Genomic DNA, 26864 nt, shown 5'->3' on the forward strand with positions numbered 1-26864 from the left:
AAAGCTCCGAGGACAAAAATCCTCCCCATACACCCTACGCGGGGTGGAGCAGCCCGGTAGCTCGTCAGGCTCATAACCTGAAGGTCGCAGGTTCAAATCCTGCCCCCGCAACCAAAATCCCGCAACGATATCAAAGGCTTACGCCGAAGCAGAGCGCCCCACGGGGCGCTTTTTGCGTTGCAACACAGAACAACATCTTTCCGCGCGATTCCAAAGGCTTACAGCCGTTCCGATTTCTTCCGTGCAACACCCATGCGACATGGAAATGCGAGATGTTCGCGGGACGTTCCGCGTCCGATTGAACTTGACCCACAGGCAAACCAGAGCCGTCATGTCCCCGAAGCCAACTCGGGGACCGCCATGCCCAAGACCAATGACGCCGCGCTGGATGCCTTCATCGCCGCGAAGATCGAGATCGACGCCATGCTGGCCCGGTTGGTCGCCCACAGCGCCGACCACTTCGGCTACAATCCCGAGGAGGTGCTCTGGGGCCATGTCGGCACGATGGAACATTACCGTGCCCGCCTCCGCGAGATCACCGACATGGCGTTCGGCGAAGGCAAGCACGCCGCCTGAACATCCCTTCCCGACTAGGTTGACTGGCCAAAGCATGTGCCCATGGCCAGCTTGCTGATAGCGGAACGCGCGCCCACCAGGTGTTGGTCCTTCGGCAAGTCCCAAGTCGGGAAGAGTCCGGCGACGGCCGCCATGTGGTTTTCCAACTCGCTGATAACCATGGTGATGTTCCGGGTGCCCTTATACTCCTCGGCCGACCTCCGGAGGTCGGCGCACAGGGCCATGACAGCCGCATAGTTGCGCATGGCCTGAAGTTTGCCTGCTTCCTTGCTGTCTGCGACTAGGAGGCCAAGGCCATCCAACACGGCGCGAATGTCCCGCTCTATCATGCCGCCACCGTTGCCACGCCATCGAGGCGCACCGCGACGCTGGTGATGCCGTTCCCGGCGGCCTCTGTCGCGATGCCCACCGGGAAACGTCCGGTGCCCGGCACGTTGATGTTCTTGGCCGTGTTGTCCCACGCCACACGGGCACCGACCGTCAGAACCGCAGCGGTTGCTTTCGGCAGCTGATAGACGCCGGTGGTTGCCAGTTCGATCGGTTCACCCACGGCAGCCGCATAGGCGGCGATGCCGAAGATGTTGCCGATGATCGCTCCCTCGCCAGAGGCGATGCCGCCTGCGGGAGCGGGCACGGTGATGATGTCGCCTTTCTGGATGTGGTTCTTCATGGTCAAAGCCCTTTCGAGGATTGGATGCGGACCACGGCGATGCGTGACGTGGTCCCGGTGATCTGCCGGTTGAGGTCAACCAGCGCCGCAGCCATTTCTGCGTCGGTCGCATAGGTGACCCGCTTGCCGTCGTATTCGACGGTGCGGATGCCCTGATAGCGGGCGGCCATCAGGGCATCGCGCCAGGCGGTGAGTTGGGCGAGGTCGGCCACCTTATGCCCCGGGGTTCTGGAACCAGCCGCGGTGGTCGATGAAGCCTGCGCCGAAATCGAGGATCACCCGGATTTCCACGCCGTCCACGTCCCAACCTGAACGGCTTTCCACTTGGGGCCCTTCGTTGCCCGAGAGGTAGGCGAACTCGAGGCCGTCGATCTCGCCGGGGTCGGCCGTCACATACCAGCGGGTGGCGCTGGACAGGCGGGGTTCGACCACCAGCGACATGGCGCCCGAGAACGGGTTCACATCCGCAGCGGTGGCGGGCGCGATGGTGGCAAGCCACTTCTCGGCCACGGTCTCCAGTGCGGGCGGCACCAGCAGGTTCTTCGGCGTCACGCGGATCACGCGGCCCTCGATGCCCTTCTGCGTCCGCAGCGCCAGCCGGGCGGCCGAGAGGGTGGTGTCCGAGATCACAGCCCCTGTTGTCGCGCGGTTGCCGTGATCGACATGGAACAGCGCCTTGTTGTCCGAGAGCGTCGGGCCGTTGCCGCTGTTCGCCTCCAGCAGGGTGACGAGGATCCGTGCCTCGGTCTCGGCGGCCCCCTGACCCATGCGCCGCGCGAGGTCTGCGAAGGCACCGAGGTCGTCGTTGACCAGCACCTGCCGGGTGATGCCGATCTTCTTGGCCCAGGTCTCGATCTTGTAGGCCTCGCGCGCTTCGGCCATCGTCCCAGACTTGATCTCGCCCGCCTCGTTTAGCTTCTCCAGGAGTGGCGCCTCGCCCAGCATGATCTTGTTCAACGCCCGGAAATCCCGCGCCGAGGTCTGGCGGCCGAGGCGGCGGATGCCCGAGGGTGCGGCCTGATAGGCATCACGCAGCACGCGGCCCACGGTGTTGCCGAGGATGATCGGGAAGTCGGACGTCGTATGCAGGGCGCGGGACACTAGGCTGGCAGGCGACAGTGCCATTGTGGACTCGCCGCGAAGGGTCAGCAGTTCCTTGGCCATATCGACCGGCGTGGCATAGGCATAGCGGCGGGCCGGTTCGGAGAGGTCATGGCGCGGGTTGATGCGCGCATAGAGGGCCTCGCCCATCTGACGGGCGCGGAGGCTCGGGTCGTCCTGGCTGTCGCCCATCTCGACGCGCACCTGTTCTGTGCGGATCGTGGGCGCGCTGCGGGTCGCCAGCGCCTCGAAGGCGGCACGGCGGGCGGTGTCGGCATCTGCGGCGGCGTCGATCTGGCCGTCGATCCAGGACTGGTCCAGCCCGGCGATGCGGGCGATGGAACGGATCTCGGTGTTGATCGCGGCGCGGGTCTGCGCCTCGGGCGGGGCCGGGGTGATGGTGGTATCGGTCATGTTGGTCTCCATGCGAATGCGGGCACCCGGATCAGCCGGGGTGGGAACAAGGGAAATCTCGTGGGGCGTCCAGCGGACGGCGGTCAGCACGCGCGCGCCGTTCTCGGTGGTCTCGGCCCATTCCTCGACCGAATAGCCGACTGAGACATGGCGCAGGATCCCCAACAGCACGTCCTGCCAGAGTGGTTCCACTTCCGGCCGGGACGAAAACCGGATCAGCGCCGTGCCGCGCTGGCCATCGACGCTGGCGGATTGCACGCTGCCCAGCACATCCCGGACGGCAGATTGCCGGTGGGCATCCAGCACGCTGGCCCCCTGCAGGCGCGACAGGTCCACCGCCTCGGGCGCAAGGCTGAGGCGTTCGATGTACTGGCCAGCCATGTCGCGGCGGCGCACGGGCGCGCCGGTGGACCAGATCACCTCAACGGTGCGGGCGTCGCGGTTGGCGCTGGCCGGGGTCAGGTCGGCGCGGCGGGTCAGCAGGGTGACGGTGTCATTCATCGGGGATGTCCTCCTTCTGCACAGGCGGAGCACCGAAACCCAGGCCCAGCGCGTCCGACCGCGCCTTGTCGGCGGCAATCTCGGCATCGACCTGTTCGGCGTCGTAGCCCCGTTCGGAAATCGCCTGCGTCCTGCTCTTGAGCCCGGCATTGATGGCGAGGATCTCGGCCTCGACGTCTTTCTTGGGATCGACGTAGTCGAACTTGGGCGGGAGCCATTCGCAGGCAAGGAAGGCGGCCGGGTCGCGGTCGAAGTCCCGCGCAGGCAGATCGCCAGTCAGCACGGCCAGCCGCACGAAGCGTTCCCACACGGGACGGCAGAACAGGTGGACGACGACGTTGTGCTGCAACTGCTCGACGCGGCGGCGAAACTCGATCAACCCGGCGCGGATCGAGGAATACGTGACGCCCTCCAGATCGCCCGAGACCAATTCGTAGGGAAGGCCCATCCCCGCCGCGACGGCGCGCAGGTGGTTCTTGACGAAGGGCGCATAGGCATCGTGCTCGGTCGGGTTAGAGAAGCGAATATCGGTGCCAGGGGGCAGGGGGATCAGGCTCCCGGGTTCCATGCCGACGGTCAGCGCGCCGTTGGTGTTGGTGCCGGAAAGCCCGCCTGCCGTGCCGTCAGGGTCGGTGATGAAACCGGTGAACAGCGCCGCCACCTTGGCCTTGACTAGGGCCGCATCCTCAAACTGGTCCAACTCGTGAAGCCGCAGCAGCACCGGGGCGAGCCAGGTGATGCCACGCAACTGGCCAGCGGCGAGCGGCTTGAACAAATGCAGGCAATCTGTGGCGGGGAGGCGAAGCGGTTCCAGCCGCAGCGAGGTCAGCGGATCGCCAGGCCGGTCGCGCATCACCCAGTAGGCGGTGCGCTGCCCGGCGCCGTTGAACTCGATCCCCGCCCGGATGCGTGCGCCGCCACCAATGTCGCGATGCAGGTCTAGCGGAACCTGGTCCCGGTCCAGCAGGTCGATTTGCAGGGGAACGGCTGGTGCCTCGGGCACAGCACGCAGTCGAGCGAAACTCTCGCCGCCCTCAACCATCGCCCGTACGGCCATGGCCTGCAGCCCATAGAAATCCGCCAGCCCGCCCGGATCGGCATGATCGGTCCAGCGCAGCCACAGCATCTGAAGACGTTCGCGCACCGCCCGGTCGGGGTGGGTCGATTGCGGCTTGATCCCCGCGCCGACGACATTGCCCACCAGGCTGTCCACCGCCGCCGCGACCCACGGGTTGTTCCGCGCATACCATCCCGCACGTCGCGCCGCCGTGGTCGCGCCCGCCAGGATCGCCGTGTTCAGCCCGTCGACCGTCCGCGCGCCCTCCCAACGACGGCCGCCACCCGCAGCGTCAAAGCCGCGCGTGCGCGTGAGGCCGAAAAGGCGATGGAGGAGCATCCGCATGGCGCGGAGTGTCTCATGCAGCGCGACGCAGGGGTATCAGAGCGGTTGGGAAGGATCGGGAAACCAGTCGGGACCGATCGCCACAAACGTTGAGGTGCAGGTTGGAAGGCAGCAAGGGCAAGAGCTACGGCCAAGGTCGAAGTGTTCTCAATGGACTTGGCGACTCCGTGGATGGCTGATATTCGACAATTTGTCCTCTGGTTGATTGGGAAGATCGAGTGACAAGCGCCCTGATAGCAGGGGGCCTTGCGTCAACCCACCTCATCGGCGAACCGACAGAGACCTGAACCTTTGGAGATTGGATTGAGCGGCAAGACTGTTGAAAAACTCGAGCGGATTGACTCCGACCTCTTAGGAATCGGGGAACTTCTTGAAAGCAAGAAGCTTTCTGTGCCCTCACACCAGCGTCCGTACGCATGGGAAGATCAGCAGGTCGAAGATCTATTTCGCGATATCAATGACGCATTGAACGCCAAGCAGGGTGAGTACTTTCTTGGTACAGTTGTCCTCACCGAGGGTGATCAAGGCAGGAAGCTCGTCATTGATGGCCAACAACGCTTGGTTACTTGCGCGATTCTTATCGCCGCCATGCGAGACTACTTCGTGTCGGTAGGACAGGAAGACCGTGCCAAAGATATTGAGCAAAAGTACTTGTTCCGCCGAAACATACGGAGCCAGGAGGTGGAAGCGCACATTCACCTGATCCCAGAGGACCGCGAGTTCTTTCTCAACCGCATCATCGCAAATCCAAAAGAACCAAAACGGACTGTTGAACCGGGCAACACGGCCCAGAAGCGGCTGGTGCAAGCGGCTTCACTGGCGGCTTCATTCATCAAGAAGAAGGTAGATCTGACGCAGCAAAAGGACGACGCGATCCTTGACTATCTCGAATTCATCCATGACAAGTCGAAGGTCATTTCTGTCGAGGTCGACAGTGAAGCAAACGCCTATCTGATATTCGAAGTTCTCAACGACCGTGGACTTGACCTATCGCTAATCGATCTCTTGAAGAACTACGTCTTCAGTTTCGCCGCCGAAAAACTCCCTGAAGTCCAGTCGTCTTGGGCAACAATGGTGAATGCGATTGCCGATATTGGCGATGAGGGGCAGATAAAGACCTTCGTGCGTCACGCTTGGGTGGCAAAAAACGGTCTCACCCGCGAAAAGGATCTCTACGCAGCGATCAAGAAAGAGGTCACTACAAAATCCAAGGCGGTCGACTTTGCCACTGAATTGGCAAAGACGGCGGCAATCTACGCAGCCTTGGCCACGCCCTCTCACGGGATGTGGAACAAGTTTGCAGAAGAGGTTTCGCAGTCGCTTGAAGTCTTCGATCTCGCCGGGGTCACCCAGATCCGCCCGCTCTTGCTTGCTATTCTGAAAAACTTCGAACCCGCCGAGGTAAATCGTTCGTTCCCAATGATGGTTGCCTGGACGGTTCGCTTCCTTGTGACCGGCGCAGGCGGCAGCGGCATTCTGGAAACGGGTTATGCCGAATGCGCCAAGGCTGTTTCGCAAAGAAAGATCACCGATGCGAAGGGCCTATGGGCGCAAATGGAGAAGGTGGTTCCCGATGACATCAGCTTTGAACAGGCGTTCGCGAAGGCAACAGTCTCCAAAGTCAGTATAGCGAAGTATTACCTCCGGGTGCTGAACCAGCATTTGACGGCGGGAACTGAGGAGCTGATCGTCAATCCCGACAAGGAGAAGGTTAACATCGAGCATATTTTGCCAGAGACCATCACCGGCGAATGGTTGAAGGATTTCACGGAGGCCCAGCACAAGGCCTACCTCCGGCGAATCGGTAATCTGACACTGCTCGGGAAGAAGCTGAACTCGAAAGTCGCTAACAATCCATTCTCGGAGAAACAGAAGGAGTACGCTAAATCGGAGATCAAGATGTCCACCGAGCTTTGCGGGCACAAGACCTGGACCCCGACGGACATTGATGCACGCCAAGCTGCCTTTGCGAAACTGGCTGTGAAAATCTGGTCTCCGAAGCCCCGCTAGGGACGCGTGACAAAGTCGCGTATCCGCGTATCCGTGAGCAGATGCTGAACGCTGGCCAATGTGAAGACCTTGCCGTCAGTCGCCACGAGGAGGCGCTTCATGTCAGCCCGTCTGACCTTGAAGCCTCGTCCCGCGATACACGCAACCACTTCGTAGCCCCGCCCGTCGCGCTCCCGGAGGTTGCGGAGTTGTTGCACGCGCGTAACCTTGTCGCGCGCCGTCCCATCGTCCTCGGTCAGCTTAGCCTCGATGATGACTGACGGATTGTGTTCATCGGGGATGATGAAATCCGGTGCCTGGTCAAATCCCGGTATCCGTTCGGCACGCTTGGTCTTCCGGTAGCCAACACCTGCTTTGGCGAGCACATCCTCAACAGCACTCTCAACGACGTCGCCCACTAGTTCACTGACCGAATCGCGGTGGCCGGCGAACGGGCGCCCCAAGAAGCGCTCATAAAGTAGCATGGCATAAGGCACGCCCAAGTCAGCGACCGGGCGCAAGCTAGCGAGACCTGTTGCGGTGTCGACCTTGTCGAGCCGGTGCAGGATCTCCTTGCGATCAACATTGCTCGGGCCCTCCTTGAGGAGTTCACAGGCCGCCGTCACCATTGCTTTAATTCGAGCGTCGGCGACGGAGCCTCGGTCACGCAGTGCCGTTGTCGGAGACAGCCGACAATTTCGGTCGATGGTTCGCGCAGCTCCTTGGTCGACTTGGAGCTTTTTGCGCTCCGTCGTGACATCCGCCCATTCTGACGGCGTAAACCCCAAAATACTTCTCAGCACGATAAATGTGATCGGCATCGCATAGACTGTTGCTATCACGGCAACTGGATCAATTACCGTGAAGCCCAACGTCGCCTTTTTCAGTGCTTGGTAGCCAGTTTCGAAAATCGGGTACTCGATGAAACCTGCTCCCTTGGGTAGCTCCAGAAAACCTGACTTAAGTTCTCCGAAGACCTCATCGATCAACGGATCAAAGTTCAGATCCGGATCTGCAAAATCCGCATTAAAACGCAACAGCATCACGGTCGTCTTTCTCATCTGGGAACATAGTATCGCCGGGGCTTGCGGAGCGTGAAAGCATGCCTTCCGCGGCGATAACCTCTTCATGTGATCCAAGGGAGTTCAATGCTGCCCGAACCCGGTCCAGCTTCATATCCGTCGGGGTTTGGGTATCCCATGCTGAGTGGAGATTCCAGATAGCCATCCTGACCTGATGACCAAATACGATACACCGGATGTCTCCGGCTGTCGGCTTCAGGCCCGCAATCTTGAGTTGCGCTAGGTCATCGCGCACGATCCGGTTGAGCTCGAGTTGGCTCTGGAAGAGCTGACGGTCAACAGGCGTATCGCGACGCCTGCACACGAACACCGTATCGACGATTGAGGAGCCTGTTCCCTGAATGTGAATCGACCCACCCATCTCGGCGGGGCATGGAAGGCTTGCAGTGCACACCAATCCCGCGTCGAGAATGGCGACGGCGATCGACAGATAGGCTTCAAGTTTGTTGTGGTGGTAGGTGAAGGCGAGTGGTGCGCCAGGTTTCAAGGCTCTCGCCATTGCAGAGTAGACCTTGGCCATGCCTTCCGTGAAGTGCGTGAGCCCACGGCCCTCCGTCAGGTTCACTGTCAGTTCTTCACTTGCCCGAGTGCTCGCGCGCGCAAACCCTTCTACGTCCGTGCCGACTAGACGCCGCAGCCAGACGTAGCAGAAATCCATCAGTTCCGCATACTGAACATTTCCGAAGTATGGCGGGTCGGTGAATACTGCATCCAGACTTTCCGGCGGAAGCTCTACTTCTGTGGCGCTGGCACAACGGATGCTGATGGCTCGCCCACGTGACCCTGGTCGGCTTTCGCCGATCCATTCTCCGGTGATGGGAACGCGGATTTTCTTGCCTTTCCTGTGCTGCACTTCAAAAGGCTCATCGCAGTACGCCTTGGCCTTTGCGTACTTGTCGATGATGTTTATCCATCCACCGGAACCAACGGTGCCACCGGAATCGTTCACCACGCCCAAGAGATTCGACTCACAGACTACGAGCCCCACTGGGAAGCCGTGGACCGAGAACACATCGAGTGACTTCAGTGCCATCGTGTCATACCGGCAAAGCATGTTCTGATAGCGCAGGAGATCGGAAAGGTTCGTCGCCAGTGCGTGCTTGATCCGCAAGTCGTTTTGGCTTGCGATCAATTGACAGCTGAGCTCCAGGCCCAGCAGCTGGCGCGCATTGAAGAGTTCGCGGTATTGCGTGTAACCCCACCGATGCAGGCGATCCGTCTCGTCGCCCGCCGGGATCTCATCCGTCGGGATAAATCCGCCTTTAACGTTATCAAGCATCGTCTTGGCGCGCGCGGCTCTCTCCAAGTCCTTCGCGTCTGGCTTTTTGAAAAACCGGCCCTTGTGGTCCTTCTTGCGTGACGGATTGAAGTACTCAATCGCGAAAAGACGGTGCCCAAGCGGCCCTTGATTGTTCTTTGGAAACTTGGCCTTCGATCCGCATTTGGGGCAGGCGCACGAGCCACGTTTTGCTGGTCCTGCGAGGGTCAGCTCGGACCTGCAGGCCAGGCAATATCCCAAGTCCTCCGTGTTCTCGACTTCATTCAGTTCGCCGCAACACCCGCACACCAGCACGTTCTTGGGGTGACGCGCGTCTTCGGAAATTCGGTAGCCAGGAAACAGGTCCACTTCATGCCCGCAGGATTCGCAGGATGTTGTCTTCACCCAAAGGAAGTACTTTACGGGGACGTCTCTATCCCCATAGATCGGGCAATCTGTTCGGTAGAGATCGCCGAGATCGGCCGCTAATCGCTCAACCAAGCCATTCGCGGCCGCTCGGTAGGCATCGAGGTCGAGATGCTCTATTTCTTCCCGAACGATCCATGCCGACATCGGGTTGATGTCAAACCCTTGAACGTCGCAACCTAATCTGTTCGCTTCCAGAAGTGGAGTTCCGCCTCCCATGAATGGATCTGCGACCGACTTGCCAGCAAAATCATGGCCGTCAAAATAACTCTCGTCGAGCCTTTTGTCGCAGAACTCGGATAGGAGAAGACCACGAAAGAGCGTTCCTGGACGGCGCGCAAACCACTTATGAACCGCGATGATCGGTCGGTAGTTTTGCTGGATCTGCTTTTCCTTCAGGGCGAGGGACGCGATCAGCGGGATGTCATAACGGCTTTCAATGGTCATGATGCTGTCTATCTGGTTTGGGAAGGTCAGACTACTACATTTAGAGAAACAAACAAAGAACATACTCCCCGTTCCACTATAGAACAGACCGTCGCCGAGCCGCACAGGAGGCAGGATCTTTTTGCTGCTTGCCGGATCCCAGTCTGCAAGTGTCGGGGCGTTTCCCGAAGGTCTACGTCATCCAGACCGAACGTACCACTCTCCTTGTCTCGTTCGATCGCACCGTTGCCTTCCCCGTCAGCGCCTCAGCCTCCTCGTTCAACCGCATCCCCATGCTGATCAGCCCGTGCAGGGCGGCGTGGGCGTAGACGAAGGTGTCCAGTGCCTCGTTGCGTTCGCCGTCGCGCTTGGGTTGCCATGAGCGGATGGGGCGGCCCTTCTCGAAGCGGGTGACGACGCGTTCGGCGGTTAGTTGGCGGAAGTAGTCGGCGTCGAGGCGGCGGGGGAAGTGGATGGCGCCGGGGCCGGGTTCGGTCAGTTTCAGGCGCGCGTAGACGGCGTCCTTCACCGCGTCGACGCCGACGATGAAGAGCGGGATCTTGCCCTTGTTGGTGCGGGTCGGGCGGCGCGGCCAGACCGGGATGCCCGGGCCACCGCGGCCCTTGATCGCCCAGACGCGGCGGGCGAGGCGGGTGCGACAGAACTCATAGGCCATCTTGGTGTGGTGGCCGCCGGTATCCACTGCCACGGCGCGCACCGGCAGTTCGCCCCAGGTGCCGTTCAGCACGCCATCGAGATCGGACCACAGGCGCGGCCCGGACGGGTCGCCCCAGAGCACGCGATAGTCGGTGACCCATGCCTCCTCGTCGCGGCCCCAGCCGACGATCTGCACCTCGATCCGGTCGCCCTGCACATCTACGCCCGCCGTCAGCACGGCTACGCCGGGGGCGAGGTCGCTGCCCCAATCCTCGCGCCGGGCCATGAGGGGATCGACCGGAACGGTGTCGCCCGCCTGGTCCTCCCAGGACTCGCCCAGCTTGGTGTTGACCCACACCTGCAGGCGGGCGGGATCCTTGACCACGCGGGCGTGCTCCTGCGCGATCTCCGCCCATGTCTCCCATGGCGAATAGAGCGACGACAGGTGGAACCCTGCGGTGCGGCCGTCGCCCGGCGCAGTCGGACGCCATTCGCCAGCGGCCAAAAGGCGGGGCTTGTCGTGTTCGTGGTGAACGCCGCCGCAGGCATCGCAGACCAGATAGGCGGCGTCGCGCTTCCCCTCGGGCCACCGGATGCGCGCCCAGGTGATCGGGGCCATGTCACCGCAGTGCTGGCAGGGGACATGGAAATACCGCTGGTCGCTGTCGAGGAAGGCCGCCTCGATGCGGGAATGGCCTTTCAGAGTGGGCGTCGAGACCATGTAGATCTTGCGCCGCCCCCGGAAGGTGGTGGTGCGCTGGATGGCCAGATCGACGGGATCGCCCTCGCCGTCGGCATCGCCGGGATAGCCGTCCACCTCGTCGAGGAACAGATACCGCACCGGGGTTGACCTCAGCCCTACCGCGCTGTTCGCGCCCGTCATCACCAGCTGGCCGCCGGGGAAGGATTTGCGGAACAGGCTGTTCCCGGCATCCCGCGACCTCGGGGCCGAGACCAGATCGCGCAGGGCAGGGGTGGCCTCGAACAGCGGGTCGATCCGCACGGTGGTGTTGCGCCGCACCATGTCAAGCGAGGGCATGACCAGCATGGCGATGCCGGGCGCGTTCTGGATGATGTAGCCGAGCCAATTCAGCCCGGCCTCGGACCCGCCGGTCTGCGCGCCCTTCATCAGCACGACCCGTTCATAGGGACTGGAGGTGGACAGGGCGTCCATCACCGCCCGCAGATAAGGCGTGCGGTCGGTTCGCCAGCGGCCTGGTTCGGCGGAGGTCGGCGGCAGGATGCGATGCCGGTCGGCCCAGTCCGAGACGGGGATCGGCGGTTCGGGGCGGATGCCGCGTCGCCAGGCAAGGTCGATGTCAGGCACCATCGCCAAAACTCCCCAAGGGCAGGTCGGCCAGGTGTTCCAGATGCTCGCGCATCATCCGGTCCAGCGCGGCAAAGGTGGCACGGGGATCAGCTCCTACCTCGGCGGCCAGCAGCGGGGCGGTGCGCTGGACCCACGCCATATGCGCGTCGCGTTCGGCACGCGCGCGGGCGAAGACGGTGCGGGTGGCGGCGGCGGTTTCGACCAGCAGGCCCTGTTCCTTCTCGAAGGCCAGCTTGGCACGCTGGACCTTCACGATCTCATGCAGCCGCTTGGCTTCGGCCAGCGTGGTCGAGACGCGGGCAGGGGCGGCGAAGGCACCACCCTTGTTGCGGCGGGCAGGGTCAAGGTTGTCCTCGATCCAGGCAAGGCCCACCGCCACGTCGATCTGCCCGTCCGCGCGCACCGGCAGGCCCTCGGCCACCAGTTGCGAGATGCGGCCCTTGGTCAGCCCGACGCGGGCGGCGAAGGCAGTCTTGGTCTCATGGCTGTCGAGTTTAGTCATATCCGCCCCCTGACGCTGGCGGGCCAATGCGCTGCGCTCCCCCGCATAGGAATTGGCCCGGGAGGAACCGCCGCTTTCCCGATCCTTCCCGATGGATGCCCCTCAGACCAGCCAGCGGGGCGCGGCGCATGACGCAAGAATGACGCAGGAATGACGGGTTTCGGGGCGTAAGTCTTTGATAGTGTTGAGATGACGCACCTGCCCGGGGAACATTTTATATAGGGGGTAATCTGTATCCCCAGCGTTGGGTTGTTTTCCCCCTCTATCAAAAAGGTTGAAGCCAAGTGCGTCATCTCAACACTATCAATGGGTTGCGCGCCAAAGTCCGTCATTCTTGCGTCACCACTGCGTCACTGTGATGCCGAGGAAGAACCGGCCTGAGCTGGTGCGCTTGTGCTGGATCCCGGCCACCTGCGCCTGGACGCGCTGCACGAAGCCGTTGATCGCGGGGATCTTCTCGGGCTTGAACCCCTCGGCCTGCGCCCAGTTCTGGAACCTGAGGTTCGCATCGCGGGTGGCGAGCATCGGGCCGCCGTTCACGATGGGCACGACCTTCACGCAGGCGTCGATCCAGGCCAGCACCGGGTCTTCGCCCAGCACCCACTCGATCAGCGCCTCGCGGCAGCTTTCAGGGATGGCGAAGTTGCGCTGACGGATCAGCCGCGACGCACCTTCGACCGCCCATGCCAGCAGGAGGTCGGCTTCCTCGGAGGCGATGCGCTTGCCGATATCCTCGATCCGTTCTTCGAGGGGGATGGTGCGAGTGAAGGGGATCAAGAGCAGGCGGCGCTGCACGCCCCGGTCCACGCCGCCTTTGAAGCTGGGCAACTGGTTCGCGGCGAACAGGTTCTGCGCCACCGAGCGGAACTCGACCCTGCTCTTGTAAACGTCGCGCCCCTCGATCGGCTCGCCGGTGACGACGGATTTGAAGATGTTGGAGGCGATGGCTTCCGGCGACAATTCGTCGGAGGCGTTCAGGAGTTTGCCGACGAGGCCGGTGACATGCCGCTCGTCGCCCATCTTGGCGGCAGGGATGCAGCAGATGGCGCTGGCGGGCAAGAGGCCGCGCGCGAGATCGAGGATCTGGCTCTTGCCATTCTCGGCGGTCTTGCCGTGCAGCACGACGGCGCGGGGTTGCACGAGGCGCGTGGCATAGCCCAGCGCGGCCGATCCGCAGACCTCGGCCAGCAGGTCGCATTTCGCCTGAGCGTCTGGATCGCCCTTGAAGCTGCCGGTCAGCAGGCGGCGCAGCATCGAGCCTTCGGGCGGGATGCCGGAGGTGCCGGGGGTCCAACAGCCGGGCAGGGTGTGGCGGCAGCGGTGATTGCGGTGATGCGGTTCCAGATGCGGCGTGCCGGTCGCATCGAAGCGCAGGAAGCCCGAAGCGCAGTTGATGCCAGCGGGCGGCGTGTCGAAGAAGCCGGGCTCGGCGCAGAGGGCGGCACATTCGTTCAGGACGGAATTGACGCGGGTCTGGGTCAGCTTGACGTTCGAAGGCTCGCCTGCGGGGGTCTCGAAGCTCGCGCCGTCATAGGTGTGGACAGGCAAGCGCAATTCGTGGGCCGGGATTGCCTCCCAATGGGTGCCGATGTAACGCCAGAACTCGCCTTCGGCATGAACGATGCGGCCGTGGCGTTCGGTCAGATCCTCGCGCACGCGCTTCGCGATTTCCACGTCCGACCCGATATAGAGGCGCTTGCGGCCTGTGTCGGCCTGGTCCGGGCGGAACAGGTCAGCCCCGGCGATCCGGTTGCGAACGGCCTCCTCGCCCTCGCGCAACAGCACGTCGTTGAAGTCCTGATCCTCGGGCGGGGTGGCGATCATCACCGTCAGCCCGCGCAGGGCGAGGGCGGTGGCAGCGCGGGTGATCATCCCTTCGGCCTTGCTGCCCGGCGCGTCGCCATCGCGGGCGATGATCACCGTGGCCTTCTCGGGGACGGGCGCGCGGCCGATGTTCGAGATGCCGAGGCAGGCCCAGACCTCCTGACCGGTGGCCTGCCAGACCGACAGCGCGGTTTCGACACCCTCGCAGAGCACCAGCGGTTCCCGCCCCGGCAGGCGCACGGCGGACCGTTCGCCCCAGCCTTCGACGGCCTTGTTGGTGCGCTTGACCGGATTGACCGGGGCCTTCTTGCCCTCGCCCGTCAGATAGACCTGCTGGATCGCCAGCACCTCGCCCGCCGCATCGGTCGCCAGCGCGACCATCGCGCCATAGCTGCCATAGGCGTTCCGGCGAAAGCGGATGCAGTCGGGGGGCTGAACGGCGATCCCACGCCCTACCAGATAGGCATGGACCGGTGTGCCATTTGGAACCTCGGTCTGGCGCACGATTTCGGCGACCTTGGTGGCGCGTTCCGCATCGGTCAATTCGACAGGCTTGGCTGTGCCCGAGGCAGGGGCGGCTGCCGGTTTGGCGGTCCAGGAGGCAGGCATTTCCGCATCGCCCAGCCAGTTGCGCGCCCAGTCCCACGCAGCCTTTTCGTCCATCCTGAAGTGATGACGGACCAGTTCCGGCCCGGCGCCGCCCGTTCCGGCCTCATGGTCATACCAGCGCCCGGCGTCCTTGCCCGCGATTTCCACCGCGATGCTGCCCTTTGTCCCGAAGCGCAACTGCTGCGCGCTGGACAGCGCGCCGTTCGGGGGCCCGAGCAGTTCCACGGCAAGATCGGCGATCCGGTCGTTCAGCAGTTCCGCCAGCCGGGCCAAAGACATGTGCCGGGACGTGCGACCTTTGCGCGTGGGCGGCACGTCGTTGAAGTCGAGCGGATTGTCCTGAAGGGTCATGGGCGGGGTCGCTATGTATCTGATGGAAGTGGAGTCCGCGACCGGATCGCGGACCTCAGGACATTTGCGGCTGCCGTCACTCGCCCGGGGTGAAACGCTCCTGCTGTGCGATCCAGTTCAGCAGCGTGCTTTTGCGGGCGCAGATCACCGAACCCATCTTGAAGTGCGGCATGCCCCTCGGGGCCTCGCCGGTCAGGTAGTAGACCTTGCGGCGGTGCTTCACGTCGCCGAACATGAACCTGGCGATCTCGTCTGCGCCGCGAAGGAGGTCATCGCCGAGCGTCACCTCGGATGCGGTCTGCTGAAGGTTCGCGACGGGGCCGGGGTGTTTGGTCATGGCTGGGTCTCCTTTCTAGCGCGGGGCGTCCTGCAGGAAGTGGGCGTCAAGTCCGTGGAGGCGGCGCCAAGCGGCGCGAACCTGCATGCTGATGTTGATGCTGGCGGTGCTCAGCGCGTTGGCGCGGGTCGCGATGGCCAGCTTGTAGATGCGTTCCGCGGTCGTGATCTGCGCCGGGGAGGTCATGGCCGAGAGCTTGCTGCGCCCCTCTGGACTGCCAAGCAGCCACGGCAGCATCTGGAAGGTGTCCTTCGATGTCGCGTAGCCGATGATCAGGTCGCTCTTGCCGGGGGGCGTATCGGGGAAGATGGTCGCGAAAAGCGGCGGTACCCGCAGGAACAGGAACTTCCGGTCGATCAGGTCGAGATGCCAGTCGTCCTCTGTTGATCGGATCAGCGCGCCCGCGTCGGGTGAGATGGTCCCCGCAATCGAGCCCGTCAGAGCGGCCCATGTGCCGGGGCGTGTCTTGGCCATGGCCTCGGCCACGATGCGGATGTTCCAGGCGAAGTGTTCGCTGATCGCGGTACCGATCGAGGCGATCAGCACATCCTCCTCGCGCCACATCCGCTTGAAGCCGCCATGCTCCTTGGGGGTTTTCTGCGCCTGAATGGCACCGGCAGCTTGCAGGACACGCAGGCTGGGCAGGGGCATCCCCGATGCCGCCACCGCTTCCGCGTCGCCATGGAAGAGCGGTTCGGGCGCTTCCGCACCGTTCCGTTCGCTGGCTGTCATTGTCATGGGCTCCGATCATGAACTAGGGCTTTACACGCGCAACAATCCGTTGCAAGTGCATCTGAGACGGTTCATATCACCAATTAACGGGCTTTGACAACTGGTCCCGTTTCTTACGCTCACGGAGGGAAATGATGGCCACGATCCGCAAACGCACGCTGCCCTCGGGCCTGGTCCGGTGGCAGGTGGACTTCACCGACCAGGCGGGCAAACGCCGGTCCAAGCTGTTCCCGCGCCGGAAGGATGCCGACGTCTATCTGGTCAAGGTCCGCTCGCTGGTCGCCAACCACACCTATCTGGCCGACAGCGACAGCACGACCGTGGCCGAGGCCGCGAAGGCGTGGCTCGACCATTGCGAGGTGCGCTGCAAGACCGGGCGGCGGATGGAGCGGTCCACTCTGCGGGGCTACAGCGACTATGTGCGCCTGCACATCACCGCGCCAGAGATCGGCATCGGGGAGAAGCTGATCGCCCAACTGACCCGCCGCCATGTCAACGAGTTCCGCGACCGGATGCTGATGAACGGCCGGTCCGAACACCTGACCCGCCGCGCGCTGTCGGTCCTGAAGCTGGCGCTGGACCATGCCATCGACAACGGCCAGCTGTTCACCAATGCCGCCCAAGGGGTGCGGGTGATCAAGTCCAGCCGGATCGAGCACAAGGCGCCAGTGCCGACCAAGGAGGCGATCCGCGCCCTGATCGAGGCGGCCGACGAGGATTTCAAGCCGCACCTGATCGTTTCGGCCTTGGGCGGATTGCGCGCGTCAGAGTTGCGGGGCCTGCGCTGGCAAGACGTCGATTTCGACAAGGGCTTCCTCCACATCCGCCAGCGCGCCGATGCCTACAACCAGATGGGCGAGCCGAAATCCCGCGCCGGGTTCCGCGACATCCCGGCCGGGCCGATGGTCTTGAACGCCTTACGCCGATGGAAACTGCGCTGTCCGAAGAACGCCCACGATCTGGTCTTCCCCGCGCCGCAGGGCGGGATCCTGCAGCACACCAAGACCCAAGCCCGGTTCCGCAAGCTCTTGGAAAAGGTCGAGGTCACGATGCGCTGGCACGACTTGCGCCACTTCGCCGTGTCGCTGTGGATCGAGCAGGGCTTCTCGATCAAGGAGGTCATGACCTTCGCGGGCCATTCCTCGATCCAGATGACCATGGAACGCTACGGCCACCTGTTCCCCTCGCCCGACCACCAGAAAGCCATGGCGATGGTCGAGGCGAAGCTTTTGGGGTGAGCAGTTTCGGGTGGCGGGAATGGTATGCTCTGGCTAACTTGCTGACATGCAGATCAATTTCACACGCGAACAGATCCTCGAATATGCAGGGCGCTACGTCTATGACGCGGATGACGTGCTCGGCGCGCAGATGGAGGCTGCTGCACAAAGGGGCCACATGACGCGGGAAGACCTGATCGAGGTCGCGCGGTGGAAGTGGCGCGGTGGCCGCACGCGCCAGCTTTGCAGTCAGCACACCGAAGCCGAGGTTCGGGAGATTACAGGTGTTTCGTTCGCAGCCGGGTCCGAGCGGCTTCGCATAGGCGCCCTGCTCGCGCTGCGTGGCGTGCAATGGCCCATGGCAAGCGTGATCCTGCACTTTGCGTTCCCAGACCGCTATCCGATTCTGGACGTGAGGGCGATGAATACTGTCGGTGGGTCGACCCTCTACAACTTCGAGAAATGGCTGGAGTATTGCGAACTGTGTCGGGCGACCGCCAGGCGCCACGCCGTCTCGATGCGCACCCTCGACAAGGCATTATGGGCTTTCGATAAGGATGCATCCTGACGAGCATCACGATTCCCGGTTCGTACCAACGGTTTGCGGTAGTTCCGTGCGACACGACGCCGACGTCGCGACCTCGAAAACCGGCTAACAATTTGAAATAGCGTCGTTATTCCGGATGCGTGGGTAGCCCTCATAACCTGAAGGTCGCAGGTTCAAATCCTGCCCCCGCAACCAAAATCAACAAAAAAACACACACACAAAACTCAAACGCAAAAACGCGCGAGATCGATAATCTGTGAAAGAGAACAAAAAGTGAACATAAAAGGGGCGAAGGGAGACAGGGGCCAGCGCGGAAACAAAGATCACCAAACAGGCAGCTCGCGAAAGGCGCCCTGAAAGCCTGACCGTTCTGGTCCGGTTGCGCCAGACACCTGCCTCCCAGTCCGCGCGGAAGCGCCAGGGCCGGCACCCGCACCAAAACGGCAAACAAAGACACACAGCCGGCAGAAACCCCCTGGACGAGACCGCTTTGCAGACCCTGACACATCGTCTCAAGGCCAATGCCGAACGCCCCCGCGCACATGACCGCGCGCGGATAACCACTGCCGCTGCGTCTCCTCATGTCCAGTCCGCACCCGACGCCACCCTGACGTCAGACCCCGAACATCCGCCTGCAGCATGGGGGGCAGCCCGGGCGTTCGATCCGTCCGCTGGCTCCTGGCCCTTCCACGGACTGCCCTTTGCTTCGCCGCTTGACGTGACTGCGCGAGAGGCTCTCGGCCGGCGGATCGACATGCATGCGCATGCCGGTCCGGCCGAAATCATGATCCGGCTGCTTGGTCCGGCTGCCTGGTCCAGCTGCTCGCTCCGGCGGCCCAAAGCGCGGCGGACGGGCTGTCGCGCTGCGACACCGCAGTGCTCCCGGAGCTTGTCCGGGCGCTTCTCTTGCTTGCAGAGGATCCCGACCTTGCGCCGGCGGCACGCCGAAGCCTGAAGGGCAGCTGGATCCTCAGCGGATCGGCCGACTGGGGCATCCTGCTCTGGCCCGGGGGGCTGCTCGTAGTCCAGCGTTCCGCCGAGGCATTGCAAGCCCGCGTGTCCACGTCCCTTCCGCAGGGCGCAAGTGCCCGCCTGGTTCCGTCATCCGGCCTGGTCAGGCCAGAGAGGGGGAAAAGACCTGCAGCAGGTCCTCCGGACACCGGGCAACGAGATCGGCGCCGACAGTCTCGAACTGGTCGGCCGCACTGACCACGGCGGCGCCGCCAATGGCCGTCAGCGTGCGCGGCACAAGGGACCGGCAACGGGTCAGGGTCGACCGGCAGTCGGCGACTTCGTCCAACGCACCAATGGACAGGCCGATCACGTCATAGGGTCGCATGGCGAGGCGCATGAACAGGTCGTCCCCCATCTCGACGTCGGCATCGCCGTCCACGTTCCAGCCCATGTCCAGCAGGCAGACCCTGACCAGCGTGATGCCGAGCGTGTGGCGGGTTCCAGCAGATCGCGCGAGCAGCACGCGGCGGGCCGCCGGTCTTGGCGTCACCTGGGCCGCGGCGTGGGCGAGATGGGTGACCACTGTCGCGAGCCGGGTCGAGGCGACGGCAACCTGCATGAAGTCCGCATCATCCTCACACCATTGCACGCCCAGTTCGGCCGCCAGCGGCGAGATCAGGAAGATGGCCAGCGCCGGCAGCGGCACGCGCGAGCGCACGAGCTCGTCGACGAGATCGCGGTGGTGACGGATGTCCGGGTCGAGGAGAGCGGCCAGAAAGCGCTCGCGGAAAGCGACGGCGGCGGCCGCACCGGGGACCGAGAGCGGACGGCGGACCTGCTCCGGTCGGCGCCGGTCGGCGAGCGTCGGTCCGGTCCACACCCGGCCGTAGCGCCGGACAGGATCGGGATGCTGTGACCCGACCAGGCCGGAGACCTGACGACGGACCAGCCGCTCCAGCACTGTCAGTTCCTGACCGGAGAGATGGTCCTGCTGCGGGCCTCTCGGGTCGACACGGCCGCTCCGTTGCGCCAAGGGCTGCGCGCCCGGGCCATCGAACTGGCCGTTGATCCTGTCCTTGTCCAGCATTGCCCCCTCCTGATGATCAGGTCTGGACGGTCAGGCTCCTCCCCTCCGCCAGCGGTCTCCTTCATTGCCCCCTTGGCTCGCGCCGAAGTGCCTCCTTCACCATTCCCTCGGAGCGCAAGCCATGCAGGGCACCGACAAGATCGGACACCTGGCTGCGGATCGTGCGTTCCAGTATTCCCATGTCCTGCACCGACAGCTGGGCAAACTTGCCCGGCCGTCGCGACAGCGCGCGCCTGCCGTGCTCGGCCGGATCGCCCGAAGCGCCCGAAGCTCCCGAAGCTCCCGGCCCTCCGGCGGCGGCCACGTTGTCGGCGCCCGCGGACGCGCCATTCGCCTGTGCCATGCGGCCTTCATCGACCCCAGCCGCCAGGCGCCCGCATGTTCTCGTGGCCCGGCTTGCTGCCGCGCCCGTCAGCCCCTCCGCACGCGCGGGGCCTGCCTCCCCTCCTGGCGCCTCGGCCGCCTGCGCGTCCGCCGCTGCAGGCCGTCGCGGATGCCGTGGGCGTCTGCCCGTCTGTCGTTCTCGATAGGTCATTGCCCCCTCCCGTTGACGTGACCTATTTGATCGGGGGCTTGCCCCGTCCTGCATTCGATCACAGATCGCACGTCCTGTCCCGCATCCTCTTGCGGCGGACGGCCTTGGCCCTGCCTTCCTTCACCTGTGTTCCGCGTGATGGGTCCAGACCGGCCTGTCCTCGGTCCAGGTCGGATAGCCGCCGATCCGGGCCGTGCCGTGTTGATCGGCCTGCCCGAGCGCGTCGCGGACGAGGCTGGCGATCTGGCGGGCGTTCAGGCCGGCGTCGTCATACATGTCCCGGGGCGAGGCCTGAGCTATGAACCGGTCCGGCAGCGTCAGCGTGCGGATGTCGCAGCGACCGTCCAGAAGTCCGCGGCCGGCCAGATGGTGCAGGACGAGCGCCCCGAACCCGCCCGTGGCCCCTTCCTCGATCGTGACGAGCAGCCGATGCGTGGCCATCAGGTCCTCGATCAGGCCGGTGTCGAGCGGCTTGGCAAACCGGGCGTCGGCGACAGTGACCGAGATGCCGAGCGCCGCGAGCAGGGCCCGGGCCTCGAGACATTCGCCGAGCCTGGCGCCAAAGGACAGGAGCGCTGCCGTGTGGCCGATGTCCACGATGCGTCCCTTGCCGAGCGGCAGGACGAGGGGCGGCTCGGGCAGGGGCGCGCCGGTGCCTTCCCCGCGCGGATAGCGCAAGGCGATCGGACCGCCGTCGTGGTCCGCCGCGGTCCGCACCATGTGGGCGAGTTCCGCCTCGTCGGCGGCTGCCATCACCGTGAAATTCGGCAGGTTGGCAAGAAACCCGATGTCGAAGGCACCCGCATGGGTCGGCCCGTCCGCTCCCACGAGACCTGCCCTGTCGATCGCGAAGCGAACCGGCAGGTTCTGCAAGGCGACGTCATGCACGACCTGGTCATAGCCACGCTGCAGGAAGGTGGAATAGATCGCGCAGAAGGGCCGGTATCCGCTGGCCGCAAGCCCGGCCGCAAAGGCGACAGCGTGCTGCTCGGCAATTCCGACGTCGAAGCTGCGCTCCGGGAACTGGCGCTGGAAATGGTCGATCCCGGTGCCGTCGGGCATGGCGGCGGTGATGGCAACCAGACGCGGATCCGTCACCGCCAGGCGTGCGAGCGTCTTGCCGAAGACCTCGGTGTAGCTGGGCGCGCGCGCGACCGGCTTGCGCTGCTGGCCCGTCGCCACGTCGAAGGGATTGACGCCATGATAGCGGTCGCGCGAGGCCTCTGCCGGCGCATAGCCCGCGCCCTTGCGCGTGCGGACATGAACCACGACGGGGCCGGGATCGGCAGTCCTGAGCCGGCGAAAGAGCGCGAGCAGCGCGGGCAGATCGTGCCCGTCAACCGGTCCCTCATAGGCGAACCCGAGCGTTTCAAACAGGCTGGCCGGACGGATGCCCGGATCGCCATCCCGGCTGTTGCCGGCAGACGCGACGAGCGCGTTCAGATGTGCCGACAGGGCCCCGGTCGGCGGCGCGATCGACATGTTGTTGTCATTGACGACAATGAGGAGCCGGTGACCCGACAGGCCCGCGTTGTTCAGGCCCTCGAAGGCCATGCCGGCCGTCAGCGCGCCGTCACCGATGACGCAGATGGTGAAGCCGTCGTCGCCGCTGAGCCGCCGCGCGGCTGCAAAACCGAGACCGGCCGACACGGACGTCGAGGAATGGGCCGCGCCGAACGGATCGTAGGGGCTCTCGTCCCGCCGGGTGAAGCCGGACAGCCCGTCCTTCTTGCGCAGGCTGCGCATGCGTTCCCGCCGGCCCGTCAGCACCTTGTGCGGATAGCACTGGTGACCGACGTCCCACAGCAGCGTGTCCTGCGGCGTGTCGAAGACGGTGTGCAGCGCCACCGTCAGTTCGACCACGCCCAGACCGGAGCCAAGGTGGCCACCCGTCTCGGACACGACCGCAATGACCTCGCGGCGCAGTTCCTCTGCAACCTGCACAAGCTCCGGTTCGGTCAGCCGCCGGAGATCCCGCGGGCTGCCGATCGTGTCAAGCAACGGAGCTGTGACTGACGTATCGGACTTCAAGCTCATAGCGTTCCCTCCCGCACATGAGCCCGTCATTCAGCTGGCAATTCGCCGGTAGGTCTGGCTTGCGCCCGGCCAAGCCGAAGATATCACGTCACCAACGGACGGTAGCATCTGGCGTCCATACTCGGAGATTTGAGGTCTGGTGTAAACTTTTTTTTACATCCATGAAAACACCGGGTCTTGCCGGCGGCGTGCCGCAGCGTTGCGCTGCAACGGAATGTCTATTGCGGTGCGCTGAAGCCCTGCAGATAGGCGATGACATTGTCGATGTCTTCGGGCTTCTTGAGCCCCGCGAAGGCCATCTTGGTTCCCTTCACGACATCGCGCGGGCTTGCAAGGTATTGCGTGAGCAGGGCCACGTCCCAGGTCTTGCCCGCGCCAAACTCTACCATTGCCTTGGAATAGGCGAAATCCGGCGCGCTGCCCGGCTGCCGGCCGATCACCCCTTTCAGGCTGGGACCGACCTTCTTCTTGTCCGTGTCGACGTTGTGGCAGGCCGCGCAGGTCTTGAACACCTTTGCACCGGCCTCGGCATCGCCGGCCCTTGCGGGATCCGGCAAGACCACCGCCAGTGCGCAGGCGGCCGTCAGCAGGGCGAGGCTCGCCCAACGCCCCGGCCACGCGCTGACATGGTCCTCCTGCGGCAGGGTGCTTGCCTGGGGTTTTCTGGACATCCGGTCTTGCATGGTCGTTCTCCTTCCGCCCGGCGCCGGTCGCAGCTGTTCAGGCCGGTCTGCCTCGTCTATGGTCGCGGTTCCTGCATGATGGTCGTCGCATCATGGTCCTTTACCCCTCGAGTGGAGCGCGGGCATGGCTGCAGCGATCTTTGCGTGTCTGGTCCTGTTCGCCGCGGCGAGCGGGGCCGTGTTCAAGCCGGGGACCTGGTACGCCAGTCTCCGCAAGCCGGGCTGGACGCCCCCCGACTGGGCCTTTCCTGTCGTCTGGTCTGTCCTTTACGTCCTCATCGGCTATGCCGGCTGGCGTCTGTGGACCGGCACGGGCTGGTCGCTGGCGCTTTTCTTCTGGGGCCTGCAGCTGGTGGCGAACGCGCTGTGGTCCTGGCTGTTCTTCGGGCTGCGCCGCATGGACCTGGCCCTTGCGGACCTCGTCCTCCTGTGGCTCGCCATCGTCGGCTTCATCGTGACCGCGCTGCCGCTCGATCCGGTGGCGGCCCTGCTGTTCCTTCCCTATCTCCTGTGGGTGTCGGTCGCCGGACTGCTCAATGTCTCTGTGTTGCGGCTCAACCGGCTGGCCTGAGGCCCGAGGCGGCTGGCCACGTCGGCCACGTGTGCCACCAGCGACAGCGCCAGCACGACGAGGATCGCCAGCGCGCTGGCGCCGGTGAGCGCGAGCCCCAGTGCGACCAGCAGGCAGGAGCCGGCCAGGACATTGGGGAGGAGCTGACCCAGCCGCTGCCGCGGATGCGGGGCGAGCGCACACAACAGGACCAGCTCCGCCCAGAGCACGGCAAGGGCGGCAGCACAGATCCAGCCGCGTGCAAGCCAGTCGGCCAGAAGCGTCATGGCTGCCGCGCCGGCCGGCCGAACAGCCGCGCCAGATCCTTGAAGAAGACACGGACATGGGCCAGCGGATCGCGCCGGACCAGCCGCTTGTTGAGATAGGATTCCCAGGTCAGGCGCTGGACATCCGGGTCGGCGCACAGCGATACGAACTTCTCGCGCAGGCTGTCGCTTCGGTACCAGATGGCCTGCATGAGGCCGAGGATCAGGAACACCCGACCGTGGTCCTTCATGAACCGTCGTCTGGCCTCCCGCAGCGCCCGGCCGTCGCGGGAGAGGAGGCAGGCGGCCACCGCATCGGCGCTGAGCTGGCCGCAGAGCATGGCGTAATAGATGCCTTCGCCCGAAGACGGGGCAACGGTGCCGGCGGCGTCGCCGGCCAGCAGCACGTTGCGGCCATTGTCCCAGCGGCGCATCGGCTTCAGCGGCAGGGGCGCCCCTTCGCGGCGCAGCGTCCGTTCGCCGGCGAGGCCGGCCCGCTCGCGCAGGTCGGCGGTGGCGCGGCGCAGGTCATGGCCCTTCACCGCGGAGCCGCAGCCGACCGAAATCTGGCTGCCATGGGGAAACACCCAGCCATAGAAATCGGGCGAGATCCGGCCATCATAGATGACGTCGCAGCGGTCGGCCCGGAAGTCTTGTCCGGCATCTGCGATCTGGCCCTTGCCCTGGCCCTTACCCTGGCCTGTACCCTCGCTGGCACACTGGCCGGCTCCCTGGCCTGCACCCTGGTCTGCCAAGGCGCCGGTCCCGGCCTGACCCGAGGCCAGATGGGCGGGGGTCTCGACGATCTCGTGATAGGCAAACACATAGGGTGGTTTCTGGCTGGCCGGAAACATCAGCCGCCGGACGGCGGAGTTGGCCCCGTCAGCGCCGATGACCAGTCTGGCCCTGAGCGCGCGCGTCTCCTGGGATGTCTCGCCGTTCACGGGCTGTATCGACAGGGACAGGAGGCCGTCCGGGGTTTCCGACATGTCGACCAGCCGGGCCAGCAGACAGTCCGCGCCCGCCTGTTCGGCCCGCTGGCGCAGGAACGGATCGAAGGTTGCCCGGTCCACCATGCCGACGAAGCCGATCTCGCCGATCCGCATCTCCACCGCCGCGCCGGACGGCGCGATGACCCTTGCGCCGCGTGCCCGGGCCACCAGCAGCTCCTCGGGGATGCGGAAATCCGCCAGGGCGCGGGAGGGAATGGCGCCGCCGCAGGGCTTGATCCGGTTGCCGGGATCAATCAGCGCGACCCGATGGCCGGCCCGGGCCAACTGCTCGGCCGCCGTCGCGCCGCACGGGCCGCCCCCAACCACGGCCACATCATAGACGGTCTGCATCGGTTCCCTCCCTCATTCTGCCGGCAGGGCCGCGCCGAAGCGGGCGGGCCTGTCTGCGGCGCGTCCGCCCGCCGGGGTGGCGGACAGTCCGCCAATGCCGAGCGCGATGGCCGCCGAACCCAGGAACAGCGCGGCCTCAAAGACGAAGACCAGTGCGAAGGCAGGGCCATCACCCGACAGGGTCCAGCGGCCAAGCGTCAGCACGACGGTCCCTGCAAGGCCGCCCAGTCCGAAGGAGAGAGCCTGGGCTGCCCCCCAGACGCCCATGCGCATGCCCTCGTTGGCGGTCTTTCCGGCCCCTGCCAGCACCATCATCGTGCCGATGGCGGCCACCGAGAACGTGCCGTTCATGAGGCCGAGCAGAAAGACCGTTGCCTCCAGCGGCCAGGCCGGGGCCAGCAGGGCGGCGCAGGCCAGTCCGGCCAGCGCCAGTCCCGACCCGAGGCACCCGGTGACGATGAACATCTTGAGCAGTCCCGGCCGCTTGCGCGAGAACAGCCCGCCGGCGACGCCGACGCAGGCCATGCCGAGCAGGACGCCGCCGTGCTGCAGGCCGGACAGGCGGGTCGTCTCCGCAGGGGTCATGCCGAACAGCAGTCCGGCAAAGGGCTCGAGAATGAGATCCTGCGTGGCATAGGCCAGCATCGACAGGAAGACGAACAGCGTGAGCCAGCGCGCTTCCCGGTCCTGCCAGACCTCTGCTGCGCTCCGGGCAAAGGAGGCAGTCGGGCGCCGGTCCTGCGGCATCTGCGGGTCGCCGCGCTTTTCCAGGCCCACGAGCGCCAGCGCCGAGAGGGCCAGCGCCACCAGCCCGGTCACGGCGGTGACCGCGACCAGCCGCTGGTGCGAATAGGGTTCAAGGTGGGCGCTGGTGGCGATCGAGGTGACCACGATGCCCGCAATCATCAGCATCCAGGTGAGCGTCGCGGCCGAGGCCCGGCGCTCCGGGGCCGTCTGGCGTGCCATGAGCGCCAGAAGCGAGGTTCCGCTGGCGCCGATGCCGATGCCGATGAGGGCGTAGGCCAGGGTTGCCGCCGCCAGCCCGGCTGCAAAGCTGATCTCGAACAGCAGCGTTGTCGCGGCAGCTGCCGTGCCGCTGGTCGCCAGGAGCGCCAGGCCGCCGAGGATCCAGCGCGTGCGCGACGCGCCGACATCGGACCGGTGGCCCCACAGCGGCCGTGACAGCTGCACGCCATAATGCAGCCCGACCAGACAGCCCGGCACCAGCGCGGCCAGCGCCAGCTCGACGATCATGACACGGTTCAGCGTGGAGTTGGTCAGGACGACGATGGCCCCGAGCGAGGCCTGCACCAGCCCGAGCCGCAGGATCGACAGCCAGCTGAGGCCGGGGGCGGCGGCCGCAAGGCTCGCCGGGCCGTCCTGCGGCTCCCGGGATGCCGTGCCGGTCTCGGCCTGGAGATCGTTCGGATGCTGTTCCATTGCCGGCTCCTCCCGGGT

24 protein-coding genes and 1 tRNA gene are annotated in these 26864 nt (G+C 64.7%); 6 read left to right on the plus strand and 19 right to left on the minus strand.

The window, feature by feature from the left end:
• Window positions 1-37 precede the first annotated feature (37 nt).
• Window positions 38-114, plus strand: a tRNA-Met gene (locus tag GWI72_RS00005).
• Between the two features lie 246 nt (window positions 115-360).
• Window positions 361-576, plus strand: coding sequence for a hypothetical protein (locus GWI72_RS00010; RefSeq protein ID WP_161707314.1), 216 nt, complete (start codon window positions 361-363; stop codon window positions 574-576).
• A gap of 14 nt (window positions 577-590) precedes the next feature.
• On the opposite strand, the gene GWI72_RS00015 is transcribed toward GWI72_RS00010, so the two are convergent.
• From GWI72_RS00015 to GWI72_RS00035, 5 genes are read right to left on the minus strand one after another with little or no spacing between them, the layout of a single operon-like run.
• On the minus strand, window positions 591-905 hold the full coding sequence (locus GWI72_RS00015) for a hypothetical protein (RefSeq protein ID WP_161707316.1): 315 nt from the start codon (window positions 903-905) through the stop codon (window positions 591-593).
• Window positions 902-1246, minus strand: coding sequence for a DUF2190 family protein (locus tag GWI72_RS00020; RefSeq protein WP_161707318.1), 345 nt, complete (start codon window positions 1244-1246; stop codon window positions 902-904). Before GWI72_RS00020 ends, GWI72_RS00015 begins: the two co-directional genes overlap by 4 nt.
• Before the next feature lie 2 nt (window positions 1247-1248).
• Window positions 1249-1458, minus strand: a complete 210-nt coding sequence (locus tag GWI72_RS00025) for a phage head-tail joining protein (RefSeq protein WP_161707320.1) — start codon at window positions 1456-1458, stop codon at window positions 1249-1251.
• Window position 1459: 1 nt separating this feature from the next.
• Window positions 1460-3262, minus strand: coding sequence for a prohead protease/major capsid protein fusion protein (locus GWI72_RS00030; protein ID WP_161707322.1), 1803 nt, complete (start codon window positions 3260-3262; stop codon window positions 1460-1462).
• On the minus strand, window positions 3255-4664 hold the full coding sequence (locus GWI72_RS00035; protein WP_161707324.1) for a phage portal protein: 1410 nt from the start codon (window positions 4662-4664) through the stop codon (window positions 3255-3257). Before GWI72_RS00035 ends, GWI72_RS00030 begins: the two co-directional genes overlap by 8 nt.
• Before the next feature lie 303 nt (window positions 4665-4967).
• Here GWI72_RS00035 and GWI72_RS00040 point away from each other — a divergent pair, with 303 nt between their 5' ends.
• Window positions 4968-6674: a DUF262 domain-containing protein gene (locus GWI72_RS00040; RefSeq protein WP_161707326.1), complete on the plus strand. Its 1707-nt coding sequence runs from the start codon at window positions 4968-4970 to the stop codon at window positions 6672-6674.
• Here GWI72_RS00040 and GWI72_RS00045 read toward each other — a convergent pair.
• From GWI72_RS00045 to GWI72_RS00075, 7 genes are all read right to left on the minus strand, one after another.
• Window positions 6671-7696 (minus strand): hypothetical protein, encoded by a 1026-nt coding sequence (locus GWI72_RS00045; RefSeq protein ID WP_161707328.1) that lies wholly within the window; start codon window positions 7694-7696, stop codon window positions 6671-6673. The two genes, GWI72_RS00040 and GWI72_RS00045, sit on opposite strands and share 4 nt — an antisense overlap.
• The gene (locus GWI72_RS00050) at window positions 7680-9866 is read right to left on the minus strand and encodes a DUF1156 domain-containing protein (protein ID WP_161707330.1); all 2187 of its coding nucleotides are present in this window, start codon (window positions 9864-9866) and stop codon (window positions 7680-7682) included. The genes GWI72_RS00045 and GWI72_RS00050 overlap by 17 nt, the downstream gene beginning before the upstream one ends.
• 172 nt (window positions 9867-10038) lie before the next feature.
• Window positions 10039-11832, minus strand: a complete 1794-nt coding sequence (locus GWI72_RS00055; protein ID WP_161707333.1) for a phage terminase large subunit family protein — start codon at window positions 11830-11832, stop codon at window positions 10039-10041.
• Window positions 11822-12334, minus strand: coding sequence for a hypothetical protein (locus GWI72_RS00060; protein ID WP_161707335.1), 513 nt, complete (start codon window positions 12332-12334; stop codon window positions 11822-11824). The genes GWI72_RS00055 and GWI72_RS00060 overlap by 11 nt, the downstream gene beginning before the upstream one ends.
• Before the next feature lie 339 nt (window positions 12335-12673).
• Window positions 12674-15118: a DUF7146 domain-containing protein gene (locus GWI72_RS00065; protein ID WP_161707337.1), complete on the minus strand. Its 2445-nt coding sequence runs from the start codon at window positions 15116-15118 to the stop codon at window positions 12674-12676.
• Between the two features lie 76 nt (window positions 15119-15194).
• Entirely contained in the window at window positions 15195-15455 is a 261-nt protein-coding gene (locus GWI72_RS00070) for a hypothetical protein (RefSeq protein WP_161707339.1), read from the minus strand.
• 15 nt (window positions 15456-15470) lie between these two features.
• Window positions 15471-16187, minus strand: a complete 717-nt coding sequence (locus tag GWI72_RS00075) for a hypothetical protein (protein WP_161707341.1) — start codon at window positions 16185-16187, stop codon at window positions 15471-15473.
• Window positions 16188-16321: 134 nt separating this feature from the next.
• Between GWI72_RS00075 and GWI72_RS00080 the strand changes: the two genes are divergently transcribed.
• Together GWI72_RS00080 and GWI72_RS00085 are read left to right on the plus strand one after the other, a co-directional pair.
• Complete coding sequence (locus tag GWI72_RS00080; protein WP_161707343.1) at window positions 16322-17425, plus strand: site-specific integrase; 1104 nt, start codon at window positions 16322-16324, stop codon at window positions 17423-17425.
• Window positions 17426-17471: 46 nt separating this feature from the next.
• Entirely contained in the window at window positions 17472-17972 is a 501-nt protein-coding gene (locus GWI72_RS00085) for a hypothetical protein (protein WP_161707345.1), read from the plus strand.
• Between the two features lie 1093 nt (window positions 17973-19065).
• On the opposite strand, the gene GWI72_RS00090 is transcribed toward GWI72_RS00085, so the two are convergent.
• The 4 genes from GWI72_RS00090 to GWI72_RS00105 form a co-directional block, all read right to left on the minus strand.
• A complete protein-coding gene (locus GWI72_RS00090; RefSeq protein WP_161707346.1) occupies window positions 19066-19992 on the minus strand; it encodes a cobalamin B12-binding domain-containing protein in 927 nt (308 codons plus the stop codon).
• A gap of 61 nt (window positions 19993-20053) precedes the next feature.
• Entirely contained in the window at window positions 20054-20335 is a 282-nt protein-coding gene (locus GWI72_RS00095) for a hypothetical protein (protein ID WP_161707347.1), read from the minus strand.
• Between the two features lie 312 nt (window positions 20336-20647).
• Window positions 20648-22564 carry a 1-deoxy-D-xylulose-5-phosphate synthase gene (locus GWI72_RS00100; RefSeq protein ID WP_161707349.1) on the minus strand — a complete coding sequence of 639 codons (1917 nt, stop codon included), beginning with the start codon at window positions 22562-22564 and terminating at the stop codon, window positions 20648-20650.
• Window positions 22565-22782: 218 nt separating this feature from the next.
• Window positions 22783-23247, minus strand: coding sequence for a c-type cytochrome (locus GWI72_RS00105; RefSeq protein ID WP_348272627.1), 465 nt, complete (start codon window positions 23245-23247; stop codon window positions 22783-22785).
• 124 nt (window positions 23248-23371) lie between these two features.
• Between GWI72_RS00105 and GWI72_RS00110 the strand changes: the two genes are divergently transcribed.
• Window positions 23372-23818 (plus strand): TspO/MBR family protein, encoded by a 447-nt coding sequence (locus GWI72_RS00110; protein WP_161707351.1) that lies wholly within the window; start codon window positions 23372-23374, stop codon window positions 23816-23818.
• On the opposite strand, the gene GWI72_RS00115 is transcribed toward GWI72_RS00110, so the two are convergent.
• Genes GWI72_RS00115 through GWI72_RS00130 form a run of 3 tightly spaced genes read right to left on the minus strand, consistent with a single transcriptional unit; the run spans window position 23749 to window position 26846 of the window.
• Window positions 23749-24084 carry a hypothetical protein gene (locus GWI72_RS00115; RefSeq protein ID WP_161674742.1) on the minus strand — a complete coding sequence of 112 codons (336 nt, stop codon included), beginning with the start codon at window positions 24082-24084 and terminating at the stop codon, window positions 23749-23751. The genes GWI72_RS00110 and GWI72_RS00115 overlap by 70 nt on opposite strands.
• Window positions 24081-25406, minus strand: a complete 1326-nt coding sequence (locus GWI72_RS20045; RefSeq protein ID WP_244314177.1) for an FAD-dependent monooxygenase — start codon at window positions 25404-25406, stop codon at window positions 24081-24083. Before GWI72_RS20045 ends, GWI72_RS00115 begins: the two co-directional genes overlap by 4 nt.
• Before the next feature lie 12 nt (window positions 25407-25418).
• Complete coding sequence (locus tag GWI72_RS00130) at window positions 25419-26846, minus strand: BCD family MFS transporter (RefSeq protein ID WP_161707354.1); 1428 nt, start codon at window positions 26844-26846, stop codon at window positions 25419-25421.
• Window positions 26847-26864 lie beyond the last annotated feature (18 nt).

Source organism: Pannonibacter sp. XCT-53, from assembly GCF_009915765.1.
Lineage (GTDB): Bacteria > Pseudomonadota > Alphaproteobacteria > Rhizobiales > Stappiaceae > Pannonibacter > Pannonibacter tanglangensis.

What these genes read in the sequence shown, in the direction of transcription:
- GWI72_RS00010 (WP_161707314.1), top strand. Translation starts at nt 361, where the DNA reads ATGCCCAAGACCAATGACGCCGCGCTGGATGCCTTCATCGCCGCGAAG.
- GWI72_RS00015 (WP_161707316.1), bottom strand. Translation starts at nt 905, where the DNA reads ATGATAGAGCGGGACATTCGCGCCGTGTTGGATGGCCTTGGCCTCCTA.
- GWI72_RS00020 (WP_161707318.1), bottom strand. Translation starts at nt 1,246, where the DNA reads ATGAAGAACCACATCCAGAAAGGCGACATCATCACCGTGCCCGCTCCC.
- GWI72_RS00030 (WP_161707322.1), bottom strand. Translation starts at nt 3,262, where the DNA reads ATGAATGACACCGTCACCCTGCTGACCCGCCGCGCCGACCTGACCCCG.
- GWI72_RS00035 (WP_161707324.1), bottom strand. Translation starts at nt 4,664, where the DNA reads ATGCGGATGCTCCTCCATCGCCTTTTCGGCCTCACGCGCACGCGCGGC.
- GWI72_RS00045 (WP_161707328.1), bottom strand. Translation starts at nt 7,696, where the DNA reads ATGCTGTTGCGTTTTAATGCGGATTTTGCAGATCCGGATCTGAACTTT.
- GWI72_RS00050 (WP_161707330.1), bottom strand. Translation starts at nt 9,866, where the DNA reads ATGACCATTGAAAGCCGTTATGACATCCCGCTGATCGCGTCCCTCGCC.
- GWI72_RS00055 (WP_161707333.1), bottom strand. Translation starts at nt 11,832, where the DNA reads ATGGTGCCTGACATCGACCTTGCCTGGCGACGCGGCATCCGCCCCGAA.
- GWI72_RS00060 (WP_161707335.1), bottom strand. Translation starts at nt 12,334, where the DNA reads ATGACTAAACTCGACAGCCATGAGACCAAGACTGCCTTCGCCGCCCGC.
- GWI72_RS00065 (WP_161707337.1), bottom strand. Translation starts at nt 15,118, where the DNA reads ATGACCCTTCAGGACAATCCGCTCGACTTCAACGACGTGCCGCCCACG.
- GWI72_RS00070 (WP_161707339.1), bottom strand. Translation starts at nt 15,455, where the DNA reads ATGACCAAACACCCCGGCCCCGTCGCGAACCTTCAGCAGACCGCATCC.
- GWI72_RS00075 (WP_161707341.1), bottom strand. Translation starts at nt 16,187, where the DNA reads ATGACAGCCAGCGAACGGAACGGTGCGGAAGCGCCCGAACCGCTCTTC.
- GWI72_RS00080 (WP_161707343.1), top strand. Translation starts at nt 16,322, where the DNA reads ATGGCCACGATCCGCAAACGCACGCTGCCCTCGGGCCTGGTCCGGTGG.
- GWI72_RS00085 (WP_161707345.1), top strand. Translation starts at nt 17,472, where the DNA reads ATGCAGATCAATTTCACACGCGAACAGATCCTCGAATATGCAGGGCGC.
- GWI72_RS00090 (WP_161707346.1), bottom strand. Translation starts at nt 19,992, where the DNA reads ATGCTGGACAAGGACAGGATCAACGGCCAGTTCGATGGCCCGGGCGCG.
- GWI72_RS00095 (WP_161707347.1), bottom strand. Translation starts at nt 20,335, where the DNA reads ATGGCACAGGCGAATGGCGCGTCCGCGGGCGCCGACAACGTGGCCGCC.
- GWI72_RS00100 (WP_161707349.1), bottom strand. Translation starts at nt 22,564, where the DNA reads ATGAGCTTGAAGTCCGATACGTCAGTCACAGCTCCGTTGCTTGACACG.
- GWI72_RS00105 (WP_348272627.1), bottom strand. Translation starts at nt 23,247, where the DNA reads ATGCAAGACCGGATGTCCAGAAAACCCCAGGCAAGCACCCTGCCGCAG.
- GWI72_RS00110 (WP_161707351.1), top strand. Translation starts at nt 23,372, where the DNA reads ATGGCTGCAGCGATCTTTGCGTGTCTGGTCCTGTTCGCCGCGGCGAGC.
- GWI72_RS00115 (WP_161674742.1), bottom strand. Translation starts at nt 24,084, where the DNA reads ATGACGCTTCTGGCCGACTGGCTTGCACGCGGCTGGATCTGTGCTGCC.
- GWI72_RS20045 (WP_244314177.1), bottom strand. Translation starts at nt 25,406, where the DNA reads ATGCAGACCGTCTATGATGTGGCCGTGGTTGGGGGCGGCCCGTGCGGC.
- GWI72_RS00130 (WP_161707354.1), bottom strand. Translation starts at nt 26,846, where the DNA reads ATGGAACAGCATCCGAACGATCTCCAGGCCGAGACCGGCACGGCATCC.